We start from the raw sequence: 26,187 nt of genomic DNA on the forward strand, positions 1-26,187 counted from the left end.
GTGCGCAACACGCGATCAGGCGAGCGCGATCAGCTCCGAGCCGTCGTCCTCCGGCAGCGACGGGCCCGCTGTCGCCAGTACGGCGTTGCCGAGAAAGTCCAGCTCACAGCCGAGGGTGGAGAGGAACGCGGTGTCGGAGGCGTCCCGGCCGGTCGCGATCCGGCTCAGGCTCTGCCGCGGCGCGAGGCCGGTCGCGTCGAACACGTACCAGCGGCCGTCGATCGCGGCTTCGAACACGGCGTGGAAGTCCATTGGGGACAGTCCTGGCGCGTAGACGGCGGCGAACCGCGCGGGGATGTCGATCACGCGGCAGAGCGAGATGCAGACGTGCGCGTAGTCGCGGCAAACCCCTTCCCCGGCGAGGTAGGTGTCGACGGCGTCGTCGGTCGGCGAACCGGAACCGACCACATAGGACAGGTGTTCGCCCACGTGCCGGACGATCGCCTCGACCTGGGTGCGCGCGTCGGGCAGACCACCGAAGCGCGAAAGCGCGAGCCCGCCCATCCGGTCCGAGGGGCAGTACCGGCTGGGCCGGGTGTAGCGGATGAGGTCTTCCATGCCGACGCGCTCGGGCTCGGCGGGGCCGAGCGCGCGTTCGGCCCGGTACCGCACGACATGCTCGCCTTCCGGAAGGTCGAGGACCTGGGCGCGGGTCCCGTGCTCGAACGCCACCTGGCGCGGCGGCGCGGGATAGGCGAACTCCTCCTGGTCGGCCCCGCCGGCGAGCGCGACCACGAACGCGGCGGGGCCGGGTTTCGTGACCCGGAAGGACATTTCGACGTCGACCTGAACGTGGGGACCCATCGCCCTATGGTGCCCCACCGTCTCGCTTCGGGCCGATCAGGCGTAACGGACCTGGTAGTGCTTGATCCCGTTGAGCCAGCTCGACCGGAGCCGATCGGGCTGGGCGACCTCGCTGATGTTCGGCATGACGTCGGCGATGGCGTTGAAGATCAGGTCGATCTCCAGGCGCGCGAGGTTGGCGCCGATGCAGTAGTGCGAGCCCGTGCCGCCGAAGCCGACGTGCGGGTTGTCCTCGCGGAGGATGTCGAACTTCTCCGGCTGGTCGAAGTGGTCCGGGTCGAAGTTCGCGGAGCTGTAGAACATCCCGACCCGGTCACCCTTGCGGATGTGCTGCCCGCCGAGTTCGGTGTCCCTGGTCGCGGTGCGCTGGAAGGCGACCACCGGGGTGGCCCAGCGGACGATCTCGTCCGGCGCGGTCTTCGGCCGCTCCTTCTTGTAGAGCTCCCACTGATCGGGGTGGTCGAGGAACGCCTTCATGCCGTGGGTGATCGCGTTGCGCGTCGTCTCGTTGCCCGCGACGGCGAGCAGGATGACGAAGAACCCGAATTCGTCGGAGGCCAGCGATTCGCCGTCGACGTCGGCCTGCACCAGCTTCGTGACGATGTCGTCCATCGGGCACTTGCGGCGCTCTTCGGCCATGTTCCAGGCGTAGCCGACGATCTCCGCGGACGCCGCGAGCGGTTCGACCTCGTACTCGGGGTCGTCGTAGGAGACCATCTGGTTGGACCAGTCGAAGATCTTCAGCCGGTCTTCCTGCGGGATGCCGAGCAGTTCGGCGATGGCCTGCAAGGGAAGTTCGCACGCGACGTCGACGACGAAATCGCCGGAACCCTTTTTCTTGGCCTCGCTGACGATCCGCTCCGCGCGGTCGCGCAGGGTGTCTTCGAGCTTCGCGATCGACCTCGGCGTGAAGCCCTTCGACACGATCCGCCGCAGCTTCGTGTGCTGCGGGGCGTCCATGTTGAGCAGGACAAGACGGTTGGCTTCGAGGCTGTCGTCGGTCATGTGCTCGTCGAACCGGATGATCGCGGTCTTCTCCCGGGAGGAGAACAGCTCGCTGTCCCTCGAAACCGCCTTGACGTCTTCGAGCCGGCTGACCACCCAATAGCCGTCATCGCGGAAGCCCGCGGTGTTGTGCGGCTGAGGGTTCCACCAGACCGGTGCCGTGCGACGGAGTTCCGCGAACTCCGCCAGAGGCAGTCTGGTGGCGTACAGATCCGGATCGGTGAAATCGAAACCGGCGGGGATCAGGGGAGCGGCCACGGGCTACCTCCTACGCGGTTCGCCAATGAAACACGTTCTAGACCCGATTGAAGCATATGGCGTCCGTCACGTGAAGAGGTTTAGTGAAACCTGTTAACTCAACCGGCTCCGATCATGGAGTCCCAGCAAGAAGCAGCAACCGGGACCAACGATCAAAATCGGGCCGACCCTGGGGCGACTTGCTCAAATCAAGAACGTGTTCTACTTTTTTGGTAGTGAACGGTGTTTTCCCAGGAGGCGAACGTGGGTAGTCCGGTGATCGTCGAGGCGGTCCGCACCCCTGTCGGCAAGCGCAGGGGCCACTTGGCGGGTCTGCACGCCGCCGAAATCCTCGGCGCCGCGCAGCGCGCCCTGCTCGAACGCGCGGGGCTGGATCCCGCGCTGGTCGAACAGGCGATCGGCGGTGCCGTGACCCAGGCGGGCGAGCAGGCGGGCAACGTCACGCGGACGGCGTGGTTGCACGCCGGGCTCCCCGAGACCACGGGCGCGACCACCATCGACGCCCAATGCGGCTCCGCGCAGCAGGCGACGCATCTGATCGCCGGGCTCATCGCGGCCGGGGCGATCGACGCGGGCGTCTCCTGCGGCGTCGAGGCGATGAGCCGGGTACCGCTGGGTGCGAACCGCGGCGAAGGCATCGGCACGCCGCGACCGGAATCGTGGTCGATCGACATGCCGAACCAGTACGGCGCGGCCGAGCGGATCGCGGAACGCCGCGGGATCACCCGCCAGGACGTCGACCGGTTCGGGACGGCGTCGCAGGCCAAGGCCGCCGCCGCGTGGGCGGCGGGGCGCTTCGACCGCGAGGTCGTCGCTGTCAAGGCCCCCGTACTCGGCGAGGACGGCACGCCGACCGGCGAGACGCGGCTGGTGAACCGCGACCAGGGTCTCCGCGAGACGACCGTCGAAGGCCTCGCCAAGCTCAAGCCCGTCCTCGAAGGCGGCGTCCACACCGCAGGCACGTCTTCGCAGATCTCCGACGGCGCCGCCGCGCTCCTCCTGATGGACTCGGACCGGGCCAAGGCACTGGGCCTCAAGCCGCGGGCGCGGATCGTCTCGCAGGCCTTGGTCGGCGCGGAGCCGTACTACCACCTCGACGGTCCCGTGCAGGCGACCGAACGTGTCCTGGCGAAGGCGGGGATGGCGATCGGCGACCTCGACCTCTTCGAAGTCAACGAGGCTTTCGCTTCGGTCGTGTTGTCGTGGCAACGGGTGCATCGGCCCGACGAGGACAAGGTCAACGTGAACGGTGGCGCGATCGCGCTCGGGCATCCCGTCGGCAGCACCGGCGCCCGCCTGCTGACCACGGCGCTGCACGAACTGGAACGCCGGGACGCGAGCACCGCGCTGGTGACGATGTGCGCCGGCGGCGCGCTTTCCACCGGGACCATCATCGAACGGATCTAGCGACAGGTACGGCGAACGTGGCATGTCCGGACCCCGGGAGTCGTGAGTGTTTCGGGTCGTTCTAACGACACTTTTCACTCACGGCCACCCGCACGCGCGAGCAGATGATCTCGGGTGAGGGGAAGTCCCCTTCACCCCACCAGACAAGACACTTTGCCTTCCCTCTCTAGCCCAAGGCGACCTCGACCACCGGACCGTTGTCCGGCCTCGCGAGCCGTTTGTTCCCCTGGCCCTCCTTCCAGAAGTCGAAATAGATGGTGTTGCCCTCGACCCAGGTCAGCACCACCTCGGTGAGGTCGAGGCGGAACACGTGGGCCTCTCCGTCGTCGCCCTGCAGGCGGGCGACCTCCGCCGGATCGGTGATCTCGACGGCCTTTCCCGCCACCTTCGCGTCCGCGCCGCCCTCGTCGATCGCCGAGGCGGCGTGGATCGCGAACCTGGCATCGCGCTGCAGGTCTTTCGCCTTCATCGCGCCGATCATCGAACCGATCAGCAGGTCCTGTTCACGGAAATCGACCTCACTGCCACTGACCCGAGGCGAGCCGTCCCGCCGGACCGTCGCCAGCACGTGCGACTTCTCCGCGGTGAACCGCTCCTTGATCTTTTCCGCCAGCGCGGGTGCCTCTTCACTGAACTGCTGCCACGTCGCCATGCGGAACAGCGTCCCACCGGGGTCCGACAGTTTCGAGAATCAAGGCCGCGGCGCCCCCATCGGATTCGGCAGCGGGATCGCTCCGGCGTCGAAGATCCGGCGGCTCAACGGCACGGCGATCCGTACGAGCTCGGCGGCGCCGTCCTCACCGAGCGCGTCGAGAGGGCCGGTGGCGAGACGGTCGGTGTCGTCCTCGATCCGTTGGCGCAGAACGATTCCCGCGTCGGCGAGCTTCAGGTCGCCGTCGAGGACACCTCGTCCGGCCAGCCGCGCGACGCTCTCTTCCCAGTCTTCGTCGGACCAGCCTCGATTGACCTGGATGACCTCGCGCGTCACCGCCCCGCTGCCGATGTGGGTCAGCGTGGTGTCGAGCCCGCGCAGCCCGGCGGCGACGGCGGACAGCACGTGACCGTCCCCGCGATGCTCGCGCAGCACAGTCGCCGCGAGCCAGCTCCGCCCAATCGGTGTGGCGGGCCGAGCGACCGAAGACCACGCGGCAGCCAACGGCCTTGCCGCGTAATCGCAGCCCGTGACGGCTTGTTCGAGCAGGTCGGCGAGTTCGCCGAAAGGCGCGTCCGCGGGCAGGATCCGGTTCAAGGCCTCCTCGACGGCGTCCATCCGGCTCCGCAGCAAGACGGCGGGCTCGGCGTACTTCCACGCGTCGGGCAGGGATCGCGCGACCATCCGCGGGGCGAACCCGAAGAGCATCGCGGTCACCGGTGGTTCCGGTAGCGGCCCGAGCGGCGCGACCCGGCCGGCGAAGTAGCCCATCCACCAGCTCGGCAGGCCTGCCGCCTTGGCCGCGGCCGCCGTTTCCGGCGCGAAGTAGACGACGGCGTGCAGCGGCTCGACCGCCTCCCAGAGGCGGCGCTGAAGTGACTTCACGTCCCTCATCTTGGCCTCGCCGAAAACCGGATGCGAACGATTACGGAGTGGTGTGTGATCACGGGCATGGCGATCACCATGGAGAAGCCGGGCTTGGACGGGCTGAACGAGGCCGTGGCCGCGCTGCGGGACTGGCAGTCCGAAGGGATGGCGTGGCAGCTGCATCCCGGTGACCTCGGCTGGTTCTGGCGCAAGGGGCCGGAGGAGACGGCCGCGGCCGTCCGGATCTGGCGCCGGGACGGCCGGATCCTCGCCGTCGGGTTCCTGGACGGAGCAGACCTCCTGCGGCTCACGACCGCGCCGGACGTTCGCCGGGACGAGGAACTGACGCGGCGAGTGGCCGAGGACGTCGCCACGCCGGAGCGCGGTGTCCTGCCCGAGGGGAATGTCTTCGTCGAAGCGCCGATGGACGCGCTGCTCCAGGACCTGCTGCCCGGGCACGGCTGGCATGTCGACGAGGAGGAGCCGTGGACGCCGCTGAGCCTCGACCTCACCGAGCCGGTGAAGGCTCCGGACCTGCGGATCGAGACTGTCGGAGCGGACCTGGCGGCCGCGTGGGCCGACGTTATCGGGGCGTCGTTCACCGGCTCGACGTTCACAGCGGAGAAGTGGCGGACGCTGGCGGCCGGGGCGCCGTATGCCGATGCCCGGTGCTTGCTCGGCTATGACGGCCAAGGCACCGCCGTCGCGGCGGTGGCCGTGTGGTCGGCCGGCCCCGGCAAGCCCGGGTTGCTCGAACCGATGGGCGTGCACCAGGACCAGCGCGGCCACGGGTACGGCCGGGCGATCACCATCGCCGCGGCGGCCGCGCTCCAGGACCTCGGTTCGTCGAGCGCGACGGTGAACACGCCCAGTTCCAACGTCGCCGCCGTGACGACCTACAAGTCGGGTGGGTTCCAGCCGTGGCCCGAGACCCGCGACCTCACGCGGGACGCCTAAGCCCCGTAGACGGCTTCAGGGACCGGAGCCTCCGCCAGGAGTTCGGCCACCACCGGGCCGAGTTCGGCGGGCGACCACCGCGATCCCTTGTCCCGCACCGCGCCGTGCCGCCAGCCCTGCGCGATCGAGACGCGTCCGCCGTCGACCTCGAACACCCGCCCGGTCACCCCGGACGACTCCTCGCTGCCGAGCCACACCACCAGCGGCGACACGTTTTCCGGTGCCATGGCGTCGAAACCGGCTTCCGGGGCGGCCATGTCGTCGGCGAACGCCTCTTCGGTCATCCGGGTGCGGGCGGCCGGGGCGATCGCGTTCACCGTGACGCCGTAGCGCCCGAATTCGGTCGCCGCGACCAGCGTGAGCCCCAGGATCCCGGACTTCGCGGCCGCATAGTTCCCCTGTCCGACGCTGCCGAGCAAGCCGGCGCCGGAGCTGGTGTTGATCACCCGCGCGGCCCGCGTCCTGCCTGCCTTCGCTTCCGTTCGCCAGTACTCGGCGGCGTGGCGCGTCGGCGCGAAATGCCCCTTCAGGTGGACGCGGATGACGGCGTCCCATTCGTCCTCGCCGAGGTTCACCAGCATCCTGTCGCGCAGGAACCCGGCGTTGTTGACCAGGACGTCCAGCCCGCCGAAGGTCTCGACGGCGGTCCGCACCAGTGCCGCGGCCCCGTCCCAGGACGCGATGTCGTCGGTGTTCGCCACCGCCTTGCCGCCGAGCGCCTCGATCTCGTCGACGACGTCCTGCGCCGGGCCCGCCGATCCGCCGCTGCCGTCGATCCCGGCGCCGAGGTCGTTCACCACCACCCGCGCGCCCTCGGCGGCGAACGCGAGCGCGTGCGCCCGCCCGATGCCTCGACCGGCCCCGGTCACGACCACGATCCGGCCGTCGGCGATCCCGCTCACACCGGCTCCTTTCGTTCTTTTGCCTCGGAATGGGAAGCGGCGAGGAAAGCGGGCAGCTCTCCCCCGCCGTGCACGGTCAGGCAGGCACCGCTGACATAGGAGGCCAGCGGAGAAGCCAGGAACACCGCGCAGGAACCGATCTCGTCCGGTTCGGCCAACCGTCCTAACGGGACTGTCGCGCCCACGGCCGCGATCCCCGCCTCGTCGCCGTAGTGCAGATGCGAGTGTTCCGTCCGCACCATGCCGACGTCGAGCGCGTTGACCCGTACCTTCGGCGCCCACTCGACGGCGAGCGTCGCTGTCAGGTTGTCCAGCCCCGCTTTCGCCGCGCCGTAGGACGCCGTCCCCGGCGACGGTCTCGTCGCGCTGACACTGCTGATGTTCACGATGACGCCGCCGCCGTCCTGACGCTGCATGATCGCGTTCGCCGCGCGGGCGACGGTCAACGGCGCCAGCAGGTTCAGCGCGACGATCTTCTCGTGGAACCGGGGCGACGCGTCCGCCGTCTCGGCGTACGGCGCGCCGCCCGCGTTGTTGACCACGACGTCGAGCCTGCCGTGCCGCCGGACGATCTCCTCGATGAGCGCGTCGACCTCTCCCGCGTCGCGGACGTCGCAGGAAATGAACGTCGACGCCTTGTCCTCGGCGCACACAGGCCGCTCGGGTTCGGTGCGGGCGCAGGTGACGACTTCGGCGCCGGACCGCAGAAAAGCCCTGGTCACACCGGCGCCGACGCCGCGTACCCCACCGGTCACCAGCACCAAGGCACCGTCGAGCCGGAGTTCGAGTGTCATGCCGGTCCTCCTTCACGGTCGCTATACCCGGGCCGGACGTCCTGCTAACGTACCAAGCAAATGCTAGGTTTGGTAGCTGTGGAGGGTGCCCGATGACCGTTTCCACCCACTCACCGGAGCCCGGCATCGCCGTGGTCACGGTCGACGCGCCCCCGGTGAACGCGCTGAACGTGAAGGGCTGGTTCGCCCTCGCCTCGGCCGTCACCGACGCCGGGCGTGATCCCGAGACGCATGTCGTGGTGCTGCGCGCGGCGGGCCGGGGGTTCAACGCCGGGGTCGACATCAAGGAGATCCAGCGCGATCCGGGCTACGGCGCGCTGATCGGCGCGAACGAGGGCTGCGCGGCGGCGTTCTCCGCCGTGTACGACTGCGCGGTCCCGGTGATCGCCGCGGTGCAGGGCTTCTGCCTCGGCGGCGGCGTCGGCCTGGTCGGCAACGCGGACGTGGTGATCGCCAGCGACGACGCGACCTTCGGGCTCCCCGAGGTCGATCGCGGCGCGCTGGGCGCGGCGACCCATCTCGCGCGGCTGGTCCCCCAGCATCTGATGCGGGCGCTGTACTACACGGCTTCGACGATCACCGCGGCTCAGCTGCACCACCACGGTTCGGTCTACGCCGTGGTCTCGCGGGACGACCTCGACGAGACCGCGCTCGGCGTGGCGCGGCAGATCGCGGCGAAGGACACCCGCGTGATCCGCGCCGCGAAGCAGGCGATCAACGGCATCGACGTCCAGCCCGTGCACCGCAGCTACCGCTTCGAGCAGGGATTCACCTTCGAGCTCAACCTGGCGGGCGTCTCGGACGGCGCGCGCCAGGAGTTCCTGGACGGTAAGGGGAAGTGATGGCCGACAAGCGGATGACGCCGGACGAGATCGTCGGCGAACTCAGGGACGGCATGACGATCGGGATCGGCGGCTGGGGCTCCCGGCGCAAGCCCATGGCGCTGGTGCGCGCGCTCCTGCGCTCGCCGGTCAAGGACCTCACTGTGGTCTCCTACGGTGGCCCGGACGTCGGGTTGCTGGCGTCGGCGGGCAAGATCAAGCATCTCGTCTTCGGTTTCGTCACCCTGGACACGATCCCGTACGACCCGTGGTTCTCCCGGGCGCGGGAAACCGGGTCGATCACCGTCACGGAGTACGACGAAGGTGTCTTCGGGACCGGTCTTTCCGCCGCCGCGCAACGACTTCCGTTCCTGCCGACGCGCGCGGGCCTCGGCTCCGGTGTCATGGACCTGAACCCGTCGTTGCGCACAGTCCGTTCGCCGTACGACGACGCCGAAGAACTTCTGGCGGTGCCCGCGCTCGACCTCGACGTGGCCTTCGTCCACCTCAACCGCGCCGACGCGCGGGGCAACGCGCAGTACCTCGGACCGGATCCGTATTTCGACGAACTGTTCGCGCTCGCCGCCGACAAGTGTTACGTGTCCACGGAAAAGATCGTGGAGACGGCCGAGCTCGCCGAGGCGGGGCCGGTGCAGAGCCTGCTGCTGAGCCGGATGCTCGTCACCGGGGTCGCCGAAACGCCGAACGGCGCGCATTTCACCACCGCCGCCCCGGACTACGGGCGCGACGAACGCTTCCAGCGTCACTACGCCGAGGCCGCCAAGGATCTCGACGCGTGGCCGAAATTCGTCGACAGGTTCCTGTCCGGGGACGAAGCGCAGTACCAGAAGGCCGTCGCCGAATTCGGGGAGTCCGCATGAGTGACCTCAGTCGTGCCGAAGTGGCGGTCGTCGCCTGCGCCGAACTGTTCCGCGGTGACGGCGAAATCGTGGTGAGTCCCATGGGTTTCATCCCGTCGCTGGGCGCCAGGCTCGCCAGGCTGACGTTCGAACCGGACATCGTGCTGTCCGACGGCGAGGCGTACCTGATGACCCCCGACGCCGTCGTCGAAGGCTGGCAGCCGTTCCGCAAGGTCCTCGACACCGTGGTACCGCGCGGAAAACGCCATGTGGTGATGGGCGCCAACCAAATCGACGGCGAAGGAAACCAGAACATCTCGGCGATCGGCGACCATGCCCAGCCGAAGAAGCAGCTTCTCGGCGTCCGAGGCGGGCCGGGCAACACGGCCAATCACCGCACGAGCTACTGGGTTCCCCGGCACAGCAAACGGGTCTTCGTCGATCAGGTCGACATCGTGTCCGGCGTCGGCTACGCCAGGGCACGCGAAGCAGGCTTGCGGTACCACGACGTCCACCGCGTCGTCACCAACCTCGGCGTCCTCGACTTCGGCGGCGAAGACCACGCCCCGAGGCTGGTTTCCGTGCACCCGGGGGTTTCCGTGGACGAGGTCGTCGAGGCGACGTCGTTCCCGCTGAGCACCGACGGCGTCACGGAGACCCGGCTGCCGACCGAGTCCGAGCTGCTCCTGATCCGGACCAGCCTGGATCCGAAGTCCTTGCGGGACAAGGAAGTCCCGTCGTGAAGACCGCGCTGACCGAACTGGCCGGGATCCGGCATCCGGTCGTGCAGACCGGCATGGGCTGGGTCGCCGGGCCGCGGCTGGTGTCCGCGACGGCGGAAGCGGGCGGCCTCGGCATCCTCGCCTCCGCGACGATGACCTACGACGAGCTGGCGGCGGCGATCAAGGAGGTCAAAAGCCGCACGTCCCGGCCGTTCGGGGTCAATCTCCGCGCGGACGCGGAAGACGCCCAGCGCCGGGTCGAACTGCTCGTCACCGAGGAAGTCAAGGTCGCCTCCTTCGCGCTCGCGCCGAAGAAGGACATGATCGCGCGACTGAAGGACAACGGCGTCCTCGTCGTCCCCTCGGTCGGCGCGGCCCGGCACGCGGAGAAGGTCGCGGGCTGGGGCGCCGACGCCGTCATCGTGCAGGGCGGCGAAGGCGGCGGGCACACCGGCGGGGTCGCGACGACGCTGCTGCTGCCGTCGGTGCTGGACGCCGTCGACATCCCGGTGGTCGCGGCGGGCGGCTTCTTCGACGGCCGGGGGCTGGCCGCCGCGCTCGCCTACGGGGCGGCCGGGGTCGCCATGGGCACCCGGTTCCTCCTGACGAAGGAAAGCACCGTCCCCGACGAGATCAAGCAGGCGTACCTCGCCCGTGACCTCAACGGCACCGTCGTCACCCGCAAGGTGGACGGGATGCCGCATCGCGTCCTCCGGACGGAGCTGGTCGACCAGCTCGAATCCGCCGGTCCGGTGAGCGGGCTCGCCAGGGCGGCCCGCAACGCCGCGAAGTTCCGGAAACTGAGCGGCCTGTCGTGGCGCTCGCTGGCCACCGAAGGGCTGCGGATGAAACGCGGCGGGGACCGGACGTGGTCCCAGGTGCTGATGGCCGCCAACACGCCGATGCTGTTGCGCGCCGGGCTGGTCGAGGGCGACCGGAGCGCCGGAGTACTGGCGTCCGGGCAGGTCGTCGGCCTGCTGGACGACCTGCCGGCGGTCGGCGAGCTGATCGAGACGATCGTGGCCGACGCCACCGACGCGCTGCGGCGGCTGGGCTCCGGGTGAAGGACCGAGCGCGCTGTGCTTGACTTCGGCCATGATCTCGGAGAGTCGTTGTCCGGTCGAGGACGGTGAGCTGTACGTCCGCAGTACCGGCGAAGGGCCGCTTCTGCTCCTGATCGCCGGTGGGCTGGGCTCGGCGGACACCTTCCGGGCGATGACGAAGCTGCTCGCCGACGACTACACCGTCGTCACCTACGACCGGCGCGGCCATTTCCGCAGCACCGACACCAGCACCGGCCCGGTCAGCGTGCCGAAGCAGGCCGACGACGCCCACGCCGTCCTCCAGCACGTCTGCGGCGGGCCGGCGAGCGTGTTCGGGACCAGCGCGGGCGCCCTGATCGGTCTCGACCTCGTCGCCCGCCACCCGGACGCGGCGAACGTCCTGGTCGCGCACGAACCCCCCGCCGTCCAGCTGCTCCCGGACGCGCTCGGCTGGCTCGACGAGGCCAACGCGCAGGTGCGGCTCGCGCAGGCCGGTGACCTGATGGGGGCGTTCAAGCGGTTCACCGACGGGATCGCCGGTGCCGCGCTGCCCGAACTGCGCGCGATCCGGCTGCCGAACGAGGAGGACTGGAAGCGGCTGTTCGGCCGCGAGCTGGCCGAGATCCTCGACTACCTTCCCGACCTGCGGGCGCTCCGGCGGAGCACCACCGAGATCTTCCCCGTCGCGGGCGTCGGCAGCCGGGGGCACTACCACTACCAGCCCGCCAAGGTCCTCGCGCTGGAGCTGGGATTGCCGTTCACGGAGGTGCCCGGAGCGCATCTGGCGCCGCAGCGGAACCCCGCCCAGTTCACCGAAGCGCTGCGGGATCTCCTCGACGGCTGAGGCTCACGCCATCAGGGCCAGCTTCCCGACCAGCTTGTCGATCCGGTTGCGCGGGCCGACGATGCCGATCGCGCAGAAATCCATCTCCTCGGTCGGGATCTCCTTCATCGTCGCGAGGAAATCGGTGTAGACGCGGATCTGCTGGGCGACCCCGGGCATGTCGGCGACGTGGCAGCCCGGCGAGGCCGCGGCCTTGGCGCGGACGGCCCGCAGCTTCTCGGCGTCGGCGGTCAGGATCGAGCAGCCGACCCACGGCAAGCCCGTGTAGTGCTCGCCATCGGCGTCGACAGCTTCGTCGCCGAGGAGACCGGTCACGGCCCTCGTGGTGGCGACCGCGGTGCAGACCGCCGCGTTGACCGCGCGACCGGGCGGCAGCTCGCTGTTGACCACGATGACCCACTTCAACCTGGCCGATCGGGTGGACGCGGTGAAGTCGATCTCGTCGGGGGCGAACCCGATGGCCGTACCGTACTCGGACATTCAGCTGGACTCCTGCTCACATCAACGGATGAACAAGGCCAAGCTATGAGGACATACGAGTAGAGTCCACCGTGTTCGTACTTAATACGGTGAAAGGTCCGAGATGGCGCGACTGGACGAACTTGATAAGGCGATCCTGGCGCAATTGCAGTCGGACGCACGGAAGACGAACCGCGAAGTCGCCGCCGCGGTGGGGGTTTCGCCGACCACCGCGCTGGACCGCACCCGCGGCCTGCGGGAGCGCGGCGTGATCCGCGGCGCACTGCTGGACGTGGACCTGCCGTCGATCGGCCGCGGGGTGCAGGCGCTCATCGCGGTGCGGGTGCGCCCGCCCTCGCGGCGGAACATCGAAGGCTTCCGGAACTGGGTCAACGCGCTGCCCGACCTCGTCGGGCTCTACGTGACCACCGGGACCGAGGACTTCATCCTCCACGTCGCGGTCCCCGACAACGACAGCCTCTACGCCTTCGTGATCGACAAACTGACCGAGCGCTCCGAGGTGGCCGACGTGCGGACCTCCATGGTGTTCGAGCACAGCCGGCGCACCCGGATCACGCCGGTGGACCAGTGAGCCTCAAAGCTCCCGGATGACGCGGGCCGGGTTGCCCGCGGCGAACACCTTCGACGGCAGATCACGGGTGACGACGCTGCCCGCACCCACCACCGTGTCGTCTCCGACGGTGACCCCGGCGCAGACGATGACTCCACCACCGAACCAGACGTTGTTCCCGATGGTGATCGGCGCGGCCGATTCCCAGCGGGCTCGCCGCGACTCGTGGTCCTCCATGGGATGCAGCGCTGTCAGCAGCTGGCAGCGCGGGCCGATCGAGCAGTCCGAGCCGATCTTGATCGGGGCGCAGTCGAGGAGGATGGCGTCGTAGTTGAGGAAACTGTTGGCGCCGATCTCGATCAGATAGCCGTAGTCGCACTGGAAGCGCGGCATGATCCAGGAACCCTCACCGAGTTTCCCAGCAGCTCGCGCAAAATCGTGTCCCGCTCACCGGTCTCCTCGGCGCCCGTACCGTTGAAACGGTCCACAAGCGCCTGCGCGCGCCTGCGGTCCTCGACCAGCTCGGGGTCGTTGTCCCGGTACAGCTCGCCGCGCAGCATGCGGTCCTTCTGCTCACCCATGTCGCCAACCTACCGAAAAGAGCCCTGACGGCGACTTCCCTCGGGAAGCCGTCGGCAGGGCGGGTAAAACGCTGGCGGAGCGTTCTTCAGTTGTGTCGATCTTTTCGAGTAGGGCCGGCCCGGCGGGTGGGTGAGGTGTAGGGGGGACCCGCCGGGCCGGAGTATTTTCCTCCTGTTCGCCGGTTCTGGCTTTCCGTTGAACCGCCTCGGCCGTCGGAGTGAGCCGAGGACGTCTGAGGTGGTCGCTCAGCGCCTCATTCGCGGCACTTGCGACCTTCGTTGACGCAGTCGACGAGGCGACCCATGATCTGGTTCGACATCACGTTCGCGAAATCGTCGTGGTCGGAGAAGGGGTTGTGGTCCTCTTCGGGGAAAGAGTCCACTTTGTACTGACCGTTGACCTGGATGTCCCGGGGGATCTTGTAGGTCAGCGAGATGGTGAGCTCCGGGACCGCGGTCAGGCCGTTGGCGCACTCGCCATTCTCATCGGGATACTTGATGTGGTCCCGGTGGTTCTCGCTGTCGATGTTGTTGCCGTCGAGACAGCTCGGGAACGTGTGCACCCGCTTGACGTCACTGCCGCCGGGGCAGATCGGATACTGCTTGATGACCCTGTCCTCGAAACCGGTGCAGGTCCAGCTTTCCCGCGCGTTGGCGGGACCGTTCGTGGTCACCTTCGCGTCACCGTAAAGGATCCGGAGGAACTTCGGCATCTCCTTCACCTTCTCCTGGGCGTTGCCCTTGAAGGTGATGTCGACGGTCGCTGGGCGCTGGATCTCGCCGTCGTTGCCGGCGAGTTCGTTGTTCGCGTTCGGCTCGTCCAGTTGGGCCTGATCCTGATCGTTGTTCTGCTGGTCGTCCTGGTCGCCGTTGTTCTGGTTGGCGTTGTCCTGGCCTGCCTTGTTCTGGTCTCGGCCTTGCCCGTCGTCGCCCTGGTTCCGTTGCCGGTTCCGGTCGCCGCCGCGGTTCTGGTTCTGGTTCTGGTTCTGGTTCTGGTTCTGCTGACCTTGCCGCGCTTCGTCTTCCTGCCCGGTGTCGATGCGCACCACCGGCCAGAAGTACGTCGATTCGTCGCCGTTCTCACAGGTGGTACCGGCGCCCAGCAGGCTGTCGTTGTTCGAATCCGCGTTCGTGGAAAGGTTCCCGACGTAATCGTGCAGATGCTGGGCGCCATTGCGGATACCCGGCTGCGCGATGAAGTTGTCGGGATTGAAGTGCCCGTTCTCGTTCTTGCCGCAGTCGACGGTGAACGAGCCTGTGGAGGCGTTCCGGCCCGGCTTCGCCTTGTCGGCGTTCGGCCGCACCTTGGTGATGTCCACGAACTGCGACTTGTCCACCTCGTCCGCGGAAGCGCGGTCGGAGTCGCCGGTCGTGGTGGCCACCACCAGTCCGCCGACCGCGATCGACAGGCCCAGCAACGCGGTCGCGATCTTGGTCCTGCGGGCGATACGGTGGCGCCCTTGATTTCGTGCCATTGATTTGCTCACCTCATTCGTTTCCGAACACGTCGAAAACTCATGTCCGGGCATGAGCCACGCATTTGCCGAATATCCATCCGGCTACTGGGAGATACGGTTCCGAACGGCGGACGGTTCAAAAAGCGATTTCGCCGTTATCTTTCCGTTATAAGACTACCGGCGCACGACGGCCAGTACGGTGCCGTCCTGCTTGTGCACCTCGAAGCGTTCGATGTCGGCCTTCCGCAACGCCGTCGAACCGGTGACGACGAGAGGATCCGGGGAGCCGGGAACGCCGTATCCCTTGGACGGCACGCTCCAGTTGTTGACGACGTAGGCGTCTCCGCCGTGGGAGTAGGCGAAGAGCTGGCAGGTCATCGGCCCGATGAGGCCGCGCAGTTCGAGCTCGACCGCACTGCCCCACTCCTTGTCCTGGACCGTGACTTCGGCGGCGACCGCGTTGCCCGCCTCGGACCAGCCGAAGGGGGCGGCGCCGCCGTCCGGGCCCGCCTCGCGGGACAGCGGCGCGGGCGACGGCACCACCGAGGTGACGACAGTGGGCGCGGCCTGCGTGATGACCGGTTCACGGTCGGTGAGCGAAAGAACGGTGAGCGGTCCGCCGACGACGAGCACGAGCACGGCGGCGGCCGTCGCGAGCCGGATGACCTTGCGACGACGGCCCGCCTTGGCGGCGTCCGCGAGCAGCATTCGCAGCACCCGCGGCCCGGGGCCCTTCACGGGCGGATCCGGCCAGCTCTTCTTGACCATGTCGAGGATGTCGGGCAGGTGGTACATCTCCACCAGCTCGACCTGACACTCGGGGCACTCCAGCAGATGCGCCTCGAAATGGGCGTGGTCCTCCTCGCCGAGGACACCCAGCACGTAGGCGGCGATATCCGTGTGCGGCTCTCCGGACACCTCGCTCACCCCCGCTCCTGCAGCGCCCTGCGCAGCGCGCGCACAGCGTGGTGGATCCGCGATTTCACCGTACCCGGCGGAACCCCGAGCGTCGCCGCGACCTCGTTCACGGTGCGGTCACGCAGGTAGGTCTGCTGGACGGCTTCACGTTGCTCCGGGGAGAGATTGCGCAGGGCCTCGTAAACGATCATGGCCGCGAGCGTCTTCTCCGATTCGTCCGGCACTCCGATCGAATCCGACTCGAGTTCCTCCACCTCTTGAGGGCGGGCGCTCCGGCTCCGCCAGCCGTCGATGACGATGCGCCTGGCCACGGTGAACAGCCAGGCGCGCAGCATTTCCGGCTGCCGGTCGAGCTTGCCGGCGTTGCGCCACGCCTTGATGAGCGTCTCCTGGACCACGTCCTCGGCCCACTGGCGATCGTGGCCGGTCAGCTTCAGCACGAACGCCATCAGGCTCGATCCGAACTCCTGGTACAACGCCCTGATGAGGTCGTCATGCCCGTTCGAAGCGGGTTCATGATCGACTATTGGCTGCAGTATCCGAGAGTGGCGTCCCACGCGGCACATCTTTGTGGGATCAGGGGCGATAAGTCCAGTACCAAAACTGTTCCTGTCCGGTTCACCGAGCGTGGCAAAGTTTTTTGAACCGTTTCCGACTCGTGACCGTATCCCCTACCGAAGACCCCGACCCGGCGCTGTCCCCCGCATCGCCGAATCCACTGTGGATCATGAGAGTCCGGCTTGAACGTCCGGTTTGACTGTCCACAGTGGAATTAAACCTGCCTGCACACCATCTCCCCGCGGCGATGGCGTTCTCCTCTGCCCCGACAGGAGGATTTCCGTGAACCCCGTGTCACGCTCGGTCATACCTCTGACCCTCACCTTGTCCGCGATCGCGCTGACCGCGGCCTGCACCACCGGTACCGCGGGACCGAACGGCTCTCCCGGCGCGGCCCCCGCCGCCGGCGTGGCGCAGATGCCGGGAATGCCCGACCCCGCGGCCGAACCGGCCCCCGGTGTCACGGCGGCGATCCTGTTCGACCTCGGACCGATCGTCACCGACACGAACGGCTTCACGCTTTACCGCTACGACAAGGACACCGTCAACCCGCCCAAGTCGAACTGCGTCGAAACCTGCTCGCAGACCTGGATTCCCGCCAAGGCCGACGGCGACCTCGTGGTGACCGGGATCAACCGCGCACTGGTCGGCACCGTGACCAGGGGCGACGGCATCGAGCAGGTCACCCTCGCGGGCTGGCCGCTCTACCGCAACGCGAAGGACGCGATGCCCGGCAACACCGGCGGGCAGGGCGCCGACGACGCGTGGTTCCCGATCAAACCGGACGGCACGAAAGTGCTGCTCACCGCGGACACCTGGCAGGCCGATGACCTCGGCATCTGACCTCCCCCGATTCTCCCGCCCGCTGATCGTCCTGCTGACGACGGCCGCGGTGACACTCCTCGGTCCCGCCGGTGACGCGCACGCCCAAGAGCTCAGCGCGGCGGACAAGAACCTGATCGTCAACGTCAAACTGGCCGGGCTGTGGGAGATGCCCGCCGGGATGTGGGCGCAGGAACGCGGGAAGAGCAAGCGGGTCCGCGAAGTCGGCCGGACGCTGATGATCGACCACGGCAGGCTCGACACCGCGACGCACGCCATCGCCGACAAGTTCGGCATCACCCTGCCTCGCGAACCGTCGGACCAGCAGTCGGCGTGGCTCGGCGAGATGAAGGCCGCCCGCGACGACACCGAGTTCGACCGGATCTTCACCAACCGGCTCCGGTACGCGCACGGCGTGCTGTTCCCCATCATCTCCCAGGTCAGGGTCGGCACCCGCAACGACGTCGTGCGTGACTACGCCACCACGGCCAACCAGGCCGTGCTGCGGCATATGACCCTGCTGGAGAGCACCGGTCTCGTCGACCAGTCGCTGATGCCGGAAGCCCCGGTACCCCAGTCGAACACGGCCAACGCCGCGATGGACGTCGGTTTCGGCGACCTCGCCCTCGGCCTGCTGCTCGCGGTGGTGCTCGGCGGTGGACTGTTCTTCGCCGTCCGGACCCTGCGCAGCAAGAACACCCGGACCCGCAAACGCGCGGCCGCCGACGAACCGGAACCGGTTCCCAGTGCCCCAGGAGCGACCCATGTATGACCAGTGGTCCGAGGTGGTGCTCGTCCTGACCCAGAAGACGGACACGGACCCCGGTATCAAGGGCATGGCGCAGACCTCCGCCCGGATCTCGTACGGCTTCATGTGCCTGACCCTGTGCTGGGGCGTGTTCACCGCGACCGGCTGGATCAAATCGCTGACCGGGCGGAAGGCGCTGCGCAACTCGCATATGGTGCTCGGCATCCTGGCGCTGTCGTTCGGCGTCGTGCACGCGATGTCGTTCCTGTTCCTGCCCGACGGCTTCACCCTGGCGCAGATCTCGATCCCGCTCCTGCCGGGCACGCTGGCGCGCCACGAACTCGGCGTCATCGGGCTCGAGGTCATGATCGCCGTCTCGCTGACCGGCGGGATCAGCCGGTTCAGTTCCTACCGGCGCTTTCTGTGGATCCACCGGCTCGCCTATCCGGCGGTCGCGATCACGGCACTGCACTCGTTCTTCGGTGCCATGGCCAACGGGCACCTCGGCCTCCTGTGGTTCGGCGGGATCACCCTGCTGGTCCCGGCGGTCCTGCTGACCACCCTGCGGTTCACGCCCACCCGGTACCTGGAACGGCTGGGCCTGGTCGAGGAACTGGTCTGACGGGGAACGAAAGACTTGGAGAAACGAAAAATGATCTTCGGAAGCGTCCGGCGCGGCACGCGTGTCAGCGTCGACAACGAGCGGTGCGAGATCTTCGGCTTCTGCGAGATGGAAGCACCGGCCACGTTCAAGATCGGCCCGGACGGCAAGCTCCGCATCCGCCGGATGATCGATCGGGACGGCTTGGACCAGGCCATTTCCGCGGCCAGGCTTTGCCCGAAACAAGCCATCAGAGTCAAGGGAGAAGGAGCGTACGACGATGAGTGACGGAGACCGGATCGTCATCGTCGGTGCGGGCGTCGCCGGGCTCCGTTCCGCGGAACGCCTGCGGGAACTCGGCTTCGACGGCGAGATCGTGCTGGTCGGCGACGAGCCGCGCAAGCCGTATCACCGGCCGATGGTGTCGAAAGAACTCGTCACCGGCGGGGTGAAACCGGTGGCCGCGAGCCTGGAGCCATACCTCGACCTCGACGTCCACTGGCGGCTCGGCACCCGCGCGACCTGGCTCGACACCAAGGAACGCACGGTGCACCTGCCGGGCGGGGAATCCCTTTGGTACGACGGCCTGATCGTCGCGACCGGGGTCTACCCCCGCCATCTCCCCGGCTCGCCGCGCCACGACCCGCGGGTCCGTGTGCTGCGCACCGTGGAGGATTCACTGGCCGTCCGGCGGGCTTTGGGGAACAGCAACAAATCCGTCGTGGTGATCGGCAGCGGCCTGATCGGGAACGAGTTCGCCGCGTCGATGCGGTACATGGGCCGCGACGTCACGCTCATCGGCCACGCGAAGGCGCCTTTGCACCGCTTCGGGGAGCGGATCGCCTCGGCGCTCACCAAGGAACACCAGCACCACCGCGCCAAGCTGGCGATGAACACCGAGGTACGGAACTGGATCAGCACCAAGGAGACGGTCGGGCTGCACCTGACCAACAACCAGTTCCTGGTGGCCAGCTGCGTGGTGCTCTCGATCGGCAGCGTGCCCGCCGTTGACTGGCTGCGCGGCTCGGAACTGACCATCGACGACGGTGTCCTGTGCGATCCCGCGCTGTTCGCCGTCGGGGCGGAGGACGTCGTGGTCGCCGGCGACGTGGCGAAATGGCCGAATCTGCGGATCGACGAGACCCCGCGCCGGGTCGAGCACTGGATGAACGGCGTCGAATCCGGGCGTGCGGCGGCGGAAAGCCTGATGCTGGGCCGGGGCAACGCGCGGCCGTACACCCCGCTCCCCCGCGCCTGGTCGTCCCTGTACGACGCGCGGCTTCAGACCGTCGGGATGCCGTCGCTGGGCAAGGACACGATCGAACTTTCCGACGGGGTCACCGGTTTCGTCCGCGACGGCAGGCTCGTCGGCGCGGCGGGCTGGGACCGGCCGAAGGCGATGATCCACTGGGCCGCCGAACTCGACCGGCGGCTGCCGGTGCCCGAGCCGGTGTTCCCCGCCCCCGCTCCCGCCGCGGAGCCTTCGTTCGCCGCCAGTGCCACGGGCGCCGAGCCGACGCCGATCGGGGAGGACATCCTCGCCCCGTTCGAGCGCGACTTCCTGTCCGACACCCCGACCGCGGCCGTACCCGCACAGGAGGAGATGCCCTGGGCTCGCGTTCCCGCCGGGTGACCCGGGTTCGCGACCGGACCGGGGCCGCGCGCGGCGGCCGCGGTCCCCTCAGGTGGCGGTGGGCAGCCGGGCCTCCGCACCCACCGCCACCCCTTGGGGCGCCGGGAGGATCCGGGACCGACGGTGATTCGGGCTCCGTCGGGAACCATCCTTCAGGCTCCCCGCATCCGGTCGGGGCCCTTCCAGGCAGGACTCACCTGGGAGGGCCCCGATCTATGAAGCCCCGATCTATGAAGCGTCGGTCTATGAAGCGTCGGTCTCGTGAGTGGCCGGGTGACCAAGCGCCGACGCCTGCCTCGGCGCATGCTCCGGGAAGGGGTTGCGAAAGCCATGTTTCGCAACCTTGAACGTTGTGAAAGTGGCTTTCGCAACACGCTGGGACGCATCCGCACAGAGCCCCGCCCCGACCCGTCACTCCGGATGTCCTGAAAGCCACTTTCAAGACATCACACGTCCCGAAAGTGGCTTTCGCGACACCCGAAGCCGGCCGGGTCCCCACCCTCAAGCCCTGTGCCGATCAGGCGTCGGTCTCGTGAGTGGCCAGGAGGGTTCTCTTGGCGGGCAAGGCAACGTCCTCGCCGCTCACGAGACCGGCGCCTTCACCACCACGGTGTCCTCCGGCCCGACGACGCGACCGTCCGAGGCGTGGATCTCGAGCCCCCGCAGCGGATGCCCGCCGTCGCGGTCCACCAGTTCCGACCGCGGCTCGCCCTCGGCGAAGAAGTGCGCCTCGCCCCACTGCCGCAGCGCGACGATCACCGGGAACAGGTCGCGCCCCTTGGCCGTCAGGACGTACTCGCTGTAAGTACTCCCGTCCGAAGCCGGGACCACGTCGAGCACCCCGTGCCCGACGAGCGCCCGCAGCCGTGCGGACAGGATGTTCTTCGCGACGCCCAGGCTGCGCTGGAACTCACCGAAGCGGCGGACGCCGTCGAAGGCGTCCCGCACGATCAGGAGCGACCACCAGTCGCCGATCGTGTCGACCGAGCGCGCCACCGGGCACGGAGCTTCGTCGAACGTCGTCCGCTTCACCATGGTTGCATCTTACTACCGGAATGCCTTACCGTCGCCAGTGGTAGCAAGTTGAAACCATCTGGAGGGTTCGTGCGTCGCGGAGTCGTCCTGTTGTTCGCCGTGGCCGCCGGGACGGCCGTCGCCACGATCTACTTCGCCCAGCCCTTGCTCGTCACCATGGGCGCCGACCTCGGGATCGCCGCGTCGACCGTGGGCGGCATCGTCACGCTGACGCAGCTCGGCTACGGACTCGGCCTGTTCCTCCTGGTCCCGCTCGGCGACCTGCTCGACCGGCGCCGGCTCGTCGCCGGGCTGCTGGCGCTTCTGGCGATCGCCGAACTGGTCGCCGCGACCGCCGCGAACGGTGTGGTGCTGCTCGCCGGGATGGCGGCGATCGGCGTGCTCGCGGTGGTCACCCAGCTCCTGGTCGCGTTCGCCGCGTCGCTGGCCGCCCCCGCCGAACGCGGCCGGGTGGTCGGCCTCGTGACGACCGGCGTCGTCCTCGGGATCCTGCTCGCGCGCACGGTGTCCGGCACGCTGGCCGACCTCGCCGGCTGGCGCGCGGTGTACGTCGCGTCCGCGGGCGTGACCGTGCTGATCGCGATCGTGCTGTACCGCGTGCTTCCCTCCTCGACCGGAAAGGACCTGAGCTACGGACGGCTGCTGCGGTCCACGCTGTCGCTTTTCGTCGAGGAGCCTGTCTTCCGGACGCGCGGAACGCTCGCGCTGCTGATCTTCGCCGCGTTCGGCACGCTGTGGAGTTCCGTCGCCCTGCCGCTCAGCGAGGACGGCCTGTCGCACACCGCCATCGGCGCGTTCGGGCTGGCCGGGGCGGCGGGCGCGCTGGCGGCGGCACCGGCCGGACGGCTCGCGGACCGCGGCCGCGCACAGCGGACGACAGGTCTGGCACTGGGCCTGCTTCTGCTGTCGTGGGTGCCCTTGGGTTTCACACGCGCGTCACTGTGGGCCTTGGTGGCGGGCGCGATCCTGCTCGACCTCGCCGTCCAGGCCGTGCACGTCACGAGCCAGACGCTGATCTACCCGCTCCGGCCGGACGCCGGCAGCAGGCTGATCGGCGGGTACATGATCTTCTACTCCGTCGGCAGCGGCGTGGGCGCCATCGGCTCGACAGCCGTCTACGCCGTCGCGGGCTGGACCGGTGTCTGCCTGCTCGGCGCGGCTTTCAGCGCGTCGGCGCTCATCGTCTGGAGCAGGCAGAGCGTCAAAGCCGCTCGATGATCGTGACGTTCGCCGTCCCGCCGCCTTCGCACATCGTCTGCAGTCCGTAGCGGCCGCCGCGCCGTTCGAGTTCGTGCAGCAGGGTCGCGAACAGTTTCGTCCCGGTCGCCCCGATGGGATGGCCGAGCGCGATCCCGCCGCCGTTGACGTTGACGCGGTCCGGATCGGCGCCCGTCTCCTCGATCCACGCCAGGACGACACTCGCGAACGCCTCGTTGACCTCGAACAGGTCGATGTCCTCGATGCGCAGCCCGGTTTTCCGCAGCGCGTGCGCGGTCGCCGGGATCGGCCCGGTGAGCATCCACACCGGATCGGCCGCCCGCACCGAAAGATGGTGGATCCTGGCGCGCGGGGTGAGGCCGTGTTCCTCGACGAACTTCTCCGACGCGATGAGTGTCGCGCTGGCGCCGTCCGAGATCTGGCTGGCCACCGCCGCGGTGATGCGCGAACCCTCACTGAGCGGCTTCAGCCCGGCCATCCGCTCCAGGCTGGTGTCGCGCCTGGGTCCTTCGTCCAGGCCCACACCGGCGAACGGCGCGGTTTCGGCGGCGAACCGGCCTTCGTCGACGGCCGCGATCGCGCGCTGATGGCTGCGGAAGGCGTACTCCTCCATCGCTTCGCGGGTCAGATCCCAGTGCTCGGCGATCATGTCGGCGCTGCGGAACTGCGAAACCTCGACGCTGCCGTAGCGCTCCTGCCAGCCCTTCGAGCCGGAGAAGGGGTCCTCGAACCCGTACTCGCGCCCGGCCAGCATCGCCGCGCCGATCGGGATGGCGCTCATGTTCTGCACGCCTCCGGCGAGCACGAGGTCCATCGTCCCGGACAGCACCGCCTGCGCGGCGAAGTGCACGGCCTGCTGACTCGAACCGCACTGCCTGTCGATCGTCACGCCCGGCACGTGGTGCCCGAAGCCCGCCGCGAGCCACGCCGTCCGCGCGATGTTTCCCGACTGCGGCCCGAGTGTGTCGCAGCAGCCGAGGATCACGTCGTCGACCAGGTCGGCGTCGACACCCGATCGTTCGACGACGGCCTGGATGACGTGGGCGCCGAGGTCGGCGGAGTGGACGCCGCTGAGCGCTCCCCCGCGTTTGCCGACGGGGGTCCGGACCGCGTCAAGAACATATGCTTCAGCCACGGCGCTTCCTTGTCTTCGTCGCGATGCCGTCCAGGAGGATCCCGAGGTACTGCTGCGCAACGTCGTCCGCGCTCAGCGATCCGTCGGGGTTGTACCAGCGCACCGCCACCCAGACGGTGTCGCGGATGAACCGGTAGGTGAGTTCGACGTCGAGGTCTTCGCGGAACACGCCGGCCGCGATGCCGTCGGTGAGGATCGCGTTCCACAGTTTGCGGAATTCGGTGTTGCGGTCGGTGAGGTAGTCGAAACGCGGCAACTGCATCAGGTGCTTCGCTTCGGACTGGTAGATCGCCACCTCGGCGGGCCGCCGGTGAATGGATTCGAACGACGCCACGACGACGGCTTCGAGCGTTTCCCGCGGGCCTCTGCCTTCCGCGACGATCTCGGCGTAGGCGCCGAAGAGTTCGTCGAGGAATACGGTGAGGATCTCGTCGGCCATCGACTCCTTCGAGTCGAAATGGTGGTAGAGGCTGCCCGAAAGGATTCCCGCCGCGTCCGCGATGTCCCGCACGGTGGTGGAGACGTAACCGCGCTCGGCGAACAGCTTCGCCGCGAGGGCGAGCAGTTCGGCGCGGCGGGACCCTGGGCTGGCTTTCATCGGTACCTCACGCATGCTGGGAACTCACGGACACGACCTCGCCGGTGAGGTACGACGAGTACTCACTGGCGAGGAACACCATCACATTCGCGACTTCCCAGGGTTCCGCCGCCCTCCCCGAGACCTCGCGCGCGGTGAGTTCGGTGAGCAGTTCCTCGCTGGTCACCTTGGCCAGGAACGGATGCATCGCCAGACTCGGCGCGACGGCGTTGACCCGGATGCCGTGTTCGGCGACGTCGACGGCCGCGCAGCGGGTGAGCGCCATGACGCCCGCCTTCGCGGCGGCGTAGTGCGCCTGCCCGGCCTGCGCGCGCCAGCCGATCACGGACGCGTTGTTGACGATCACCCCGCCGCCGCCCTGTTCGATGAACCGGTTCACCGCGGCCCTCGTCGCGCGGAACGTGCCGTTGAGCGTCACGTCGATGACCCGCGCCCACTCTTCGTCTGCCATGTCCACTATGGACTTCGTGCCGCCGAGGCCGGCGTTGTTGACGAGTACGTCGATCCGGCCGTAGTGCGCGGCGGCCCCGTCGATGAGCGCCCGCACCTGGTCCTCCTGCGTGACGTCGCAGGGAATCGCGTGGACGTCGCCGAGTTCGGCCGCCTTCTCGCCGAGGCGCCGCTCGTGCCAGTCGCTGATCACGACGCGGGCGCCCTCTTCGAGCGCGCGTTTCGCCACCGCGGAACCGATCCCGGTGCCGGCCGCCGCCGTCACCACGACCACCTTGTCCCGCAGGAGATTCGCCCCCTCGGGGTACTTCGGCACCGGAATCACGGTCGCACCTCTCTTGGCAGGCCAAGCACCCGCTCGGCGATGACGTTGCGCTGGATCTCGTTGGAGCCGCCGTAGATCGTGTCGGCCCTGGTGAAGAGGAAGAGCCGTTGCCAGGCGTCGAGCCCGTCTTCCGCGAGCATGCCCCGCGCGCCGCGGATGAGCATCGCCAGCTCTCCCAGGTCACGGTGCCAGTTCGCCCAGACCAGTTTGGACACTTCGGCCACGCCGGGTGACGAGTCGCCGAGGGTGCGGATCGCCTGTGCCCGCATGACCTCCAGGCCGACCCAGGCACGGTCGATCCGCTCGGCGATCACCGGGTCGACCGGCGCGATCCTGGTGACTTCTTCCAGTTCCCGGCGGAAGCCGACCTGTTGCCCGAGCGTCGCGACGCCACGTTCGAAGGCGAGGGTGCCCATGGCCACCCGCCAGCCGTCGCCGGGTTCGCCGACGACCAGGTCCTTCGCCGTGCGGGCGCCGTCGAAGAAGACTTCGTTGAACTCCGACGTCCCGGTGAGCTGCTGGATCGGCCGGACCTCGACGCCGGGCTGCCGCATCGGGACGAGCAAATAGGACAGTCCTTTGTGGCGTTTCGAACCGGGCTCGGTCCTGGCGAGGACGAAACACCAGTCGGCCACGTGCGCGAGCGACGTCCACACCTTCTGGCCGTTCAGCACCCATTCGTCGCCTTCGAGGGTCGCGGTGGTCGACACCGCGGCGAGATCGGACCCGGCGCCCGGTTCGGAATAGCCCTGGCACCACAGTTCCTCGACGGCCACGATGGGCGGCAGGAACCGTTTCCGTTGCTCCGGCGTACCGAACGCGATCAGCGTCGGGCCCAAGAGTTCCTGGGCCAGATGACTCACCCGCGCCGGAGCGCCCGCTCTCGCGTACTCCTCGTGGAAGACGACCTGTTGTTCCAGCGTCGCGCCCTGCCCGCCGTGCTCGACCGGCCAGCCGACGCAGGTCCAGCCCGCCGCGGCGAGGCGCTGTTCCCACTCCACCCGTTCGTCGAAGGCTTCGTGTTCGCGCCCCGGACCGCCCAAACCACGCAGTTCCGGCGGCAGGTTGTCCGCCAGCCAGGTGCGCACACGGTCGCGGAAACCGTCCTGAGCCACACGTGCCTCCTCTAGCCAAACCAGAGC

Annotated in this window: 29 protein-coding genes and 1 pseudogene; 14 read left to right on the forward strand and 16 right to left on the reverse strand. The window is 68.6% G+C overall.

The features are described from left to right. Positions 1–15 precede the first annotated feature (15 nt). Both ACZ6YV_RS18675 and ACZ6YV_RS18680 read right to left on the reverse strand, forming a co-directional pair. Positions 16–804, reverse strand: a complete 789-nt coding sequence (locus ACZ6YV_RS18675; RefSeq protein WP_465510784.1) for a transglutaminase-like domain-containing protein — start codon at positions 802–804, stop codon at positions 16–18. Positions 805–840: 36 nt separating this feature from the next. Then, complete coding sequence (locus tag ACZ6YV_RS18680) at positions 841–2,067, reverse strand: cytochrome P450 (RefSeq protein ID WP_378236659.1); 1,227 nt, start codon at positions 2,065–2,067, stop codon at positions 841–843. A gap of 243 nt (positions 2,068–2,310) precedes the next feature. Between ACZ6YV_RS18680 and ACZ6YV_RS18685 the strand changes: the two genes are divergently transcribed. Further along, positions 2,311–3,474, forward strand: coding sequence for a steroid 3-ketoacyl-CoA thiolase (locus ACZ6YV_RS18685; RefSeq protein WP_465510785.1), 1,164 nt, complete (start codon positions 2,311–2,313; stop codon positions 3,472–3,474). A gap of 166 nt (positions 3,475–3,640) precedes the next feature. On the opposite strand, the gene ACZ6YV_RS18690 is transcribed toward ACZ6YV_RS18685, so the two are convergent. Beyond that, positions 3,641–4,126: a pyridoxamine 5'-phosphate oxidase family protein gene (locus tag ACZ6YV_RS18690; RefSeq protein WP_465510786.1), complete on the reverse strand. Its 486-nt coding sequence runs from the start codon at positions 4,124–4,126 to the stop codon at positions 3,641–3,643. A gap of 39 nt (positions 4,127–4,165) precedes the next feature. Further along, positions 4,166–5,020: an SCO6745 family protein gene (locus ACZ6YV_RS18695; RefSeq protein WP_465510787.1), complete on the reverse strand. Its 855-nt coding sequence runs from the start codon at positions 5,018–5,020 to the stop codon at positions 4,166–4,168. 57 nt (positions 5,021–5,077) lie between these two features. On the opposite strand from ACZ6YV_RS18695, the gene ACZ6YV_RS18700 reads away from it, so the two are divergent. Beyond that, positions 5,078–5,950, forward strand: coding sequence for a GNAT family N-acetyltransferase (locus ACZ6YV_RS18700; protein ID WP_465511022.1), 873 nt, complete (start codon positions 5,078–5,080; stop codon positions 5,948–5,950). Here ACZ6YV_RS18700 and ACZ6YV_RS18705 read toward each other — a convergent pair. After that, the gene (locus tag ACZ6YV_RS18705; RefSeq protein WP_465510788.1) at positions 5,947–6,852 is read right to left on the reverse strand and encodes an SDR family oxidoreductase; all 906 of its coding nucleotides are present in this window, start codon (positions 6,850–6,852) and stop codon (positions 5,947–5,949) included. The genes ACZ6YV_RS18700 and ACZ6YV_RS18705 overlap by 4 nt on opposite strands. Further along, positions 6,849–7,646 carry an SDR family oxidoreductase gene (locus ACZ6YV_RS18710; RefSeq protein WP_465510789.1) on the reverse strand — a complete coding sequence of 266 codons (798 nt, stop codon included), beginning with the start codon at positions 7,644–7,646 and terminating at the stop codon, positions 6,849–6,851. The genes ACZ6YV_RS18705 and ACZ6YV_RS18710 overlap by 4 nt, the downstream gene beginning before the upstream one ends. 92 nt (positions 7,647–7,738) lie before the next feature. On the opposite strand from ACZ6YV_RS18710, the gene ACZ6YV_RS18715 reads away from it, so the two are divergent. Genes ACZ6YV_RS18715 through ACZ6YV_RS18735 form a run of 5 tightly spaced genes read left to right on the forward strand, consistent with a single transcriptional unit; the run spans position 7,739 to position 11,936 of the window. Then, positions 7,739–8,488, forward strand: coding sequence for an enoyl-CoA hydratase family protein (locus tag ACZ6YV_RS18715; protein ID WP_465510790.1), 750 nt, complete (start codon positions 7,739–7,741; stop codon positions 8,486–8,488). After that, positions 8,488–9,348, forward strand: coding sequence for a CoA transferase subunit A (locus tag ACZ6YV_RS18720; RefSeq protein ID WP_465510791.1), 861 nt, complete (start codon positions 8,488–8,490; stop codon positions 9,346–9,348). Before ACZ6YV_RS18715 ends, ACZ6YV_RS18720 begins: the two co-directional genes overlap by 1 nt. Then, positions 9,345–10,070 (forward strand): CoA-transferase subunit beta, encoded by a 726-nt coding sequence (locus ACZ6YV_RS18725; protein ID WP_465510792.1) that lies wholly within the window; start codon positions 9,345–9,347, stop codon positions 10,068–10,070. The genes ACZ6YV_RS18720 and ACZ6YV_RS18725 overlap by 4 nt, the downstream gene beginning before the upstream one ends. Beyond that, positions 10,067–11,113, forward strand: coding sequence for an NAD(P)H-dependent flavin oxidoreductase (locus ACZ6YV_RS18730; RefSeq protein WP_465510793.1), 1,047 nt, complete (start codon positions 10,067–10,069; stop codon positions 11,111–11,113). Before ACZ6YV_RS18725 ends, ACZ6YV_RS18730 begins: the two co-directional genes overlap by 4 nt. A gap of 31 nt (positions 11,114–11,144) precedes the next feature. Beyond that, the gene (locus ACZ6YV_RS18735; protein WP_465510794.1) at positions 11,145–11,936 is read left to right on the forward strand and encodes an alpha/beta fold hydrolase; all 792 of its coding nucleotides are present in this window, start codon (positions 11,145–11,147) and stop codon (positions 11,934–11,936) included. Positions 11,937–11,939: 3 nt separating this feature from the next. Here the strand turns inward: ACZ6YV_RS18735 and ACZ6YV_RS18740 are convergent, their stop codons facing one another. Further along, positions 11,940–12,416 carry a DUF2000 domain-containing protein gene (locus tag ACZ6YV_RS18740; protein WP_465510795.1) on the reverse strand — a complete coding sequence of 159 codons (477 nt, stop codon included), beginning with the start codon at positions 12,414–12,416 and terminating at the stop codon, positions 11,940–11,942. Positions 12,417–12,519: 103 nt separating this feature from the next. Between ACZ6YV_RS18740 and ACZ6YV_RS18745 the strand changes: the two genes are divergently transcribed. Next, entirely contained in the window at positions 12,520–12,987 is a 468-nt protein-coding gene (locus ACZ6YV_RS18745) for an Lrp/AsnC family transcriptional regulator (RefSeq protein WP_465510796.1), read from the forward strand. A 3-nt stretch (positions 12,988–12,990) separates the two neighbouring features. Here ACZ6YV_RS18745 and ACZ6YV_RS18750 read toward each other — a convergent pair. The 4 genes and pseudogenes from ACZ6YV_RS18750 to ACZ6YV_RS18765 all read right to left on the reverse strand — a co-directional run bounded on the left by ACZ6YV_RS18750 (position 12,991) and on the right by ACZ6YV_RS18765 (position 16,479). Next, positions 12,991–13,547 (reverse strand): annotated as a pseudogene (locus ACZ6YV_RS18750) (sugar O-acetyltransferase). 254 nt (positions 13,548–13,801) lie between these two features. Further along, a complete protein-coding gene (locus ACZ6YV_RS18755) occupies positions 13,802–15,022 on the reverse strand; it encodes a DUF1996 domain-containing protein (protein ID WP_465510797.1) in 1,221 nt (406 codons plus the stop codon). 156 nt (positions 15,023–15,178) lie between these two features. Continuing rightward, positions 15,179–15,931 carry an anti-sigma factor family protein gene (locus tag ACZ6YV_RS18760; RefSeq protein WP_465510798.1) on the reverse strand — a complete coding sequence of 251 codons (753 nt, stop codon included), beginning with the start codon at positions 15,929–15,931 and terminating at the stop codon, positions 15,179–15,181. Further along, positions 15,928–16,479: a sigma-70 family RNA polymerase sigma factor gene (locus ACZ6YV_RS18765; protein WP_034317190.1), complete on the reverse strand. Its 552-nt coding sequence runs from the start codon at positions 16,477–16,479 to the stop codon at positions 15,928–15,930. Before ACZ6YV_RS18765 ends, ACZ6YV_RS18760 begins: the two co-directional genes overlap by 4 nt. A 283-nt stretch (positions 16,480–16,762) precedes the next feature. Between ACZ6YV_RS18765 and ACZ6YV_RS18770 the strand changes: the two genes are divergently transcribed. The 5 genes from ACZ6YV_RS18770 to ACZ6YV_RS18790 are packed head-to-tail and all read left to right on the forward strand — an operon-like array spanning position 16,763 to position 20,284. Continuing rightward, positions 16,763–17,323 (forward strand): hypothetical protein, encoded by a 561-nt coding sequence (locus ACZ6YV_RS18770; protein ID WP_465510799.1) that lies wholly within the window; start codon positions 16,763–16,765, stop codon positions 17,321–17,323. Beyond that, positions 17,307–18,074: a DUF4142 domain-containing protein gene (locus ACZ6YV_RS18775; protein ID WP_465510800.1), complete on the forward strand. Its 768-nt coding sequence runs from the start codon at positions 17,307–17,309 to the stop codon at positions 18,072–18,074. Before ACZ6YV_RS18770 ends, ACZ6YV_RS18775 begins: the two co-directional genes overlap by 17 nt. Continuing rightward, complete coding sequence (locus ACZ6YV_RS18780) at positions 18,067–18,672, forward strand: ferric reductase-like transmembrane domain-containing protein (RefSeq protein WP_465510801.1); 606 nt, start codon at positions 18,067–18,069, stop codon at positions 18,670–18,672. Before ACZ6YV_RS18775 ends, ACZ6YV_RS18780 begins: the two co-directional genes overlap by 8 nt. Positions 18,673–18,702: 30 nt before the next feature. Next, positions 18,703–18,939, forward strand: a complete 237-nt coding sequence (locus tag ACZ6YV_RS18785) for a ferredoxin (protein ID WP_378236681.1) — start codon at positions 18,703–18,705, stop codon at positions 18,937–18,939. After that, positions 18,932–20,284, forward strand: a complete 1,353-nt coding sequence (locus ACZ6YV_RS18790) for an NAD(P)/FAD-dependent oxidoreductase (RefSeq protein ID WP_465510802.1) — start codon at positions 18,932–18,934, stop codon at positions 20,282–20,284. The genes ACZ6YV_RS18785 and ACZ6YV_RS18790 overlap by 8 nt, the downstream gene beginning before the upstream one ends. Before the next feature lie 582 nt (positions 20,285–20,866). Here the strand turns inward: ACZ6YV_RS18790 and ACZ6YV_RS18795 are convergent. After that, positions 20,867–21,319, reverse strand: coding sequence for a winged helix-turn-helix transcriptional regulator (locus ACZ6YV_RS18795; RefSeq protein ID WP_465510803.1), 453 nt, complete (start codon positions 21,317–21,319; stop codon positions 20,867–20,869). A gap of 69 nt (positions 21,320–21,388) precedes the next feature. Here ACZ6YV_RS18795 and ACZ6YV_RS18800 point away from each other — a divergent pair, with 69 nt between their 5' ends. Further along, positions 21,389–22,537 carry an MFS transporter gene (locus tag ACZ6YV_RS18800; RefSeq protein WP_465510804.1) on the forward strand — a complete coding sequence of 383 codons (1,149 nt, stop codon included), beginning with the start codon at positions 21,389–21,391 and terminating at the stop codon, positions 22,535–22,537. On the opposite strand, the gene ACZ6YV_RS18805 is transcribed toward ACZ6YV_RS18800, so the two are convergent. The 4 genes from ACZ6YV_RS18805 to ACZ6YV_RS18820 are packed head-to-tail and all read right to left on the reverse strand — an operon-like array spanning position 22,521 to position 26,160. After that, a complete protein-coding gene (locus ACZ6YV_RS18805; protein WP_465510805.1) occupies positions 22,521–23,672 on the reverse strand; it encodes an acetyl-CoA C-acetyltransferase in 1,152 nt (383 codons plus the stop codon). The two genes, ACZ6YV_RS18800 and ACZ6YV_RS18805, sit on opposite strands and share 17 nt — an antisense overlap. After that, complete coding sequence (locus ACZ6YV_RS18810) at positions 23,665–24,270, reverse strand: TetR/AcrR family transcriptional regulator (protein ID WP_465510806.1); 606 nt, start codon at positions 24,268–24,270, stop codon at positions 23,665–23,667. The genes ACZ6YV_RS18805 and ACZ6YV_RS18810 overlap by 8 nt, the downstream gene beginning before the upstream one ends. A 7-nt stretch (positions 24,271–24,277) precedes the next feature. Next, positions 24,278–25,045, reverse strand: coding sequence for an SDR family oxidoreductase (locus ACZ6YV_RS18815; protein WP_465510807.1), 768 nt, complete (start codon positions 25,043–25,045; stop codon positions 24,278–24,280). After that, complete coding sequence (locus tag ACZ6YV_RS18820; RefSeq protein ID WP_465510808.1) at positions 25,042–26,160, reverse strand: acyl-CoA dehydrogenase family protein; 1,119 nt, start codon at positions 26,158–26,160, stop codon at positions 25,042–25,044. The genes ACZ6YV_RS18815 and ACZ6YV_RS18820 overlap by 4 nt, the downstream gene beginning before the upstream one ends. Positions 26,161–26,187 lie beyond the last annotated feature (27 nt).

The sequence above is a fragment of the Amycolatopsis sp. NPDC102522 genome, assembly GCF_055584485.1.

Bases quoted from the DNA above. Each gene is read 5' to 3' on its own strand.
- ACZ6YV_RS18745 (WP_465510796.1), top strand. From the start codon at position 12,520: ATGGCGCGACTGGACGAACTTGATAAGGCGATCCTGGCGCAATTGCAG.
- ACZ6YV_RS18755 (WP_465510797.1), bottom strand. From the start codon at position 15,022: ATGGCACGAAATCAAGGGCGCCACCGTATCGCCCGCAGGACCAAGATC.
- ACZ6YV_RS18715 (WP_465510790.1), top strand. From the start codon at position 7,739: ATGACCGTTTCCACCCACTCACCGGAGCCCGGCATCGCCGTGGTCACG.
- ACZ6YV_RS18735 (WP_465510794.1), top strand. From the start codon at position 11,145: ATGATCTCGGAGAGTCGTTGTCCGGTCGAGGACGGTGAGCTGTACGTC.
- ACZ6YV_RS18695 (WP_465510787.1), bottom strand. From the start codon at position 5,020: ATGAGGGACGTGAAGTCACTTCAGCGCCGCCTCTGGGAGGCGGTCGAG.
- ACZ6YV_RS18740 (WP_465510795.1), bottom strand. From the start codon at position 12,416: ATGTCCGAGTACGGTACGGCCATCGGGTTCGCCCCCGACGAGATCGAC.
- ACZ6YV_RS18710 (WP_465510789.1), bottom strand. From the start codon at position 7,646: ATGACACTCGAACTCCGGCTCGACGGTGCCTTGGTGCTGGTGACCGGT.
- ACZ6YV_RS18690 (WP_465510786.1), bottom strand. From the start codon at position 4,126: ATGGCGACGTGGCAGCAGTTCAGTGAAGAGGCACCCGCGCTGGCGGAA.
- ACZ6YV_RS18700 (WP_465511022.1), top strand. From the start codon at position 5,078: ATGGCGATCACCATGGAGAAGCCGGGCTTGGACGGGCTGAACGAGGCC.
- ACZ6YV_RS18780 (WP_465510801.1), top strand. From the start codon at position 18,067: ATGTATGACCAGTGGTCCGAGGTGGTGCTCGTCCTGACCCAGAAGACG.
- ACZ6YV_RS18785 (WP_378236681.1), top strand. From the start codon at position 18,703: ATGATCTTCGGAAGCGTCCGGCGCGGCACGCGTGTCAGCGTCGACAAC.
- ACZ6YV_RS18810 (WP_465510806.1), bottom strand. From the start codon at position 24,270: ATGAAAGCCAGCCCAGGGTCCCGCCGCGCCGAACTGCTCGCCCTCGCG.
- ACZ6YV_RS18775 (WP_465510800.1), top strand. From the start codon at position 17,307: ATGACCTCGGCATCTGACCTCCCCCGATTCTCCCGCCCGCTGATCGTC.
- ACZ6YV_RS18720 (WP_465510791.1), top strand. From the start codon at position 8,488: ATGGCCGACAAGCGGATGACGCCGGACGAGATCGTCGGCGAACTCAGG.
- ACZ6YV_RS18725 (WP_465510792.1), top strand. From the start codon at position 9,345: ATGAGTGACCTCAGTCGTGCCGAAGTGGCGGTCGTCGCCTGCGCCGAA.
- ACZ6YV_RS18790 (WP_465510802.1), top strand. From the start codon at position 18,932: ATGAGTGACGGAGACCGGATCGTCATCGTCGGTGCGGGCGTCGCCGGG.
- ACZ6YV_RS18795 (WP_465510803.1), bottom strand. From the start codon at position 21,319: ATGGTGAAGCGGACGACGTTCGACGAAGCTCCGTGCCCGGTGGCGCGC.
- ACZ6YV_RS18675 (WP_465510784.1), bottom strand. From the start codon at position 804: ATGGGTCCCCACGTTCAGGTCGACGTCGAAATGTCCTTCCGGGTCACG.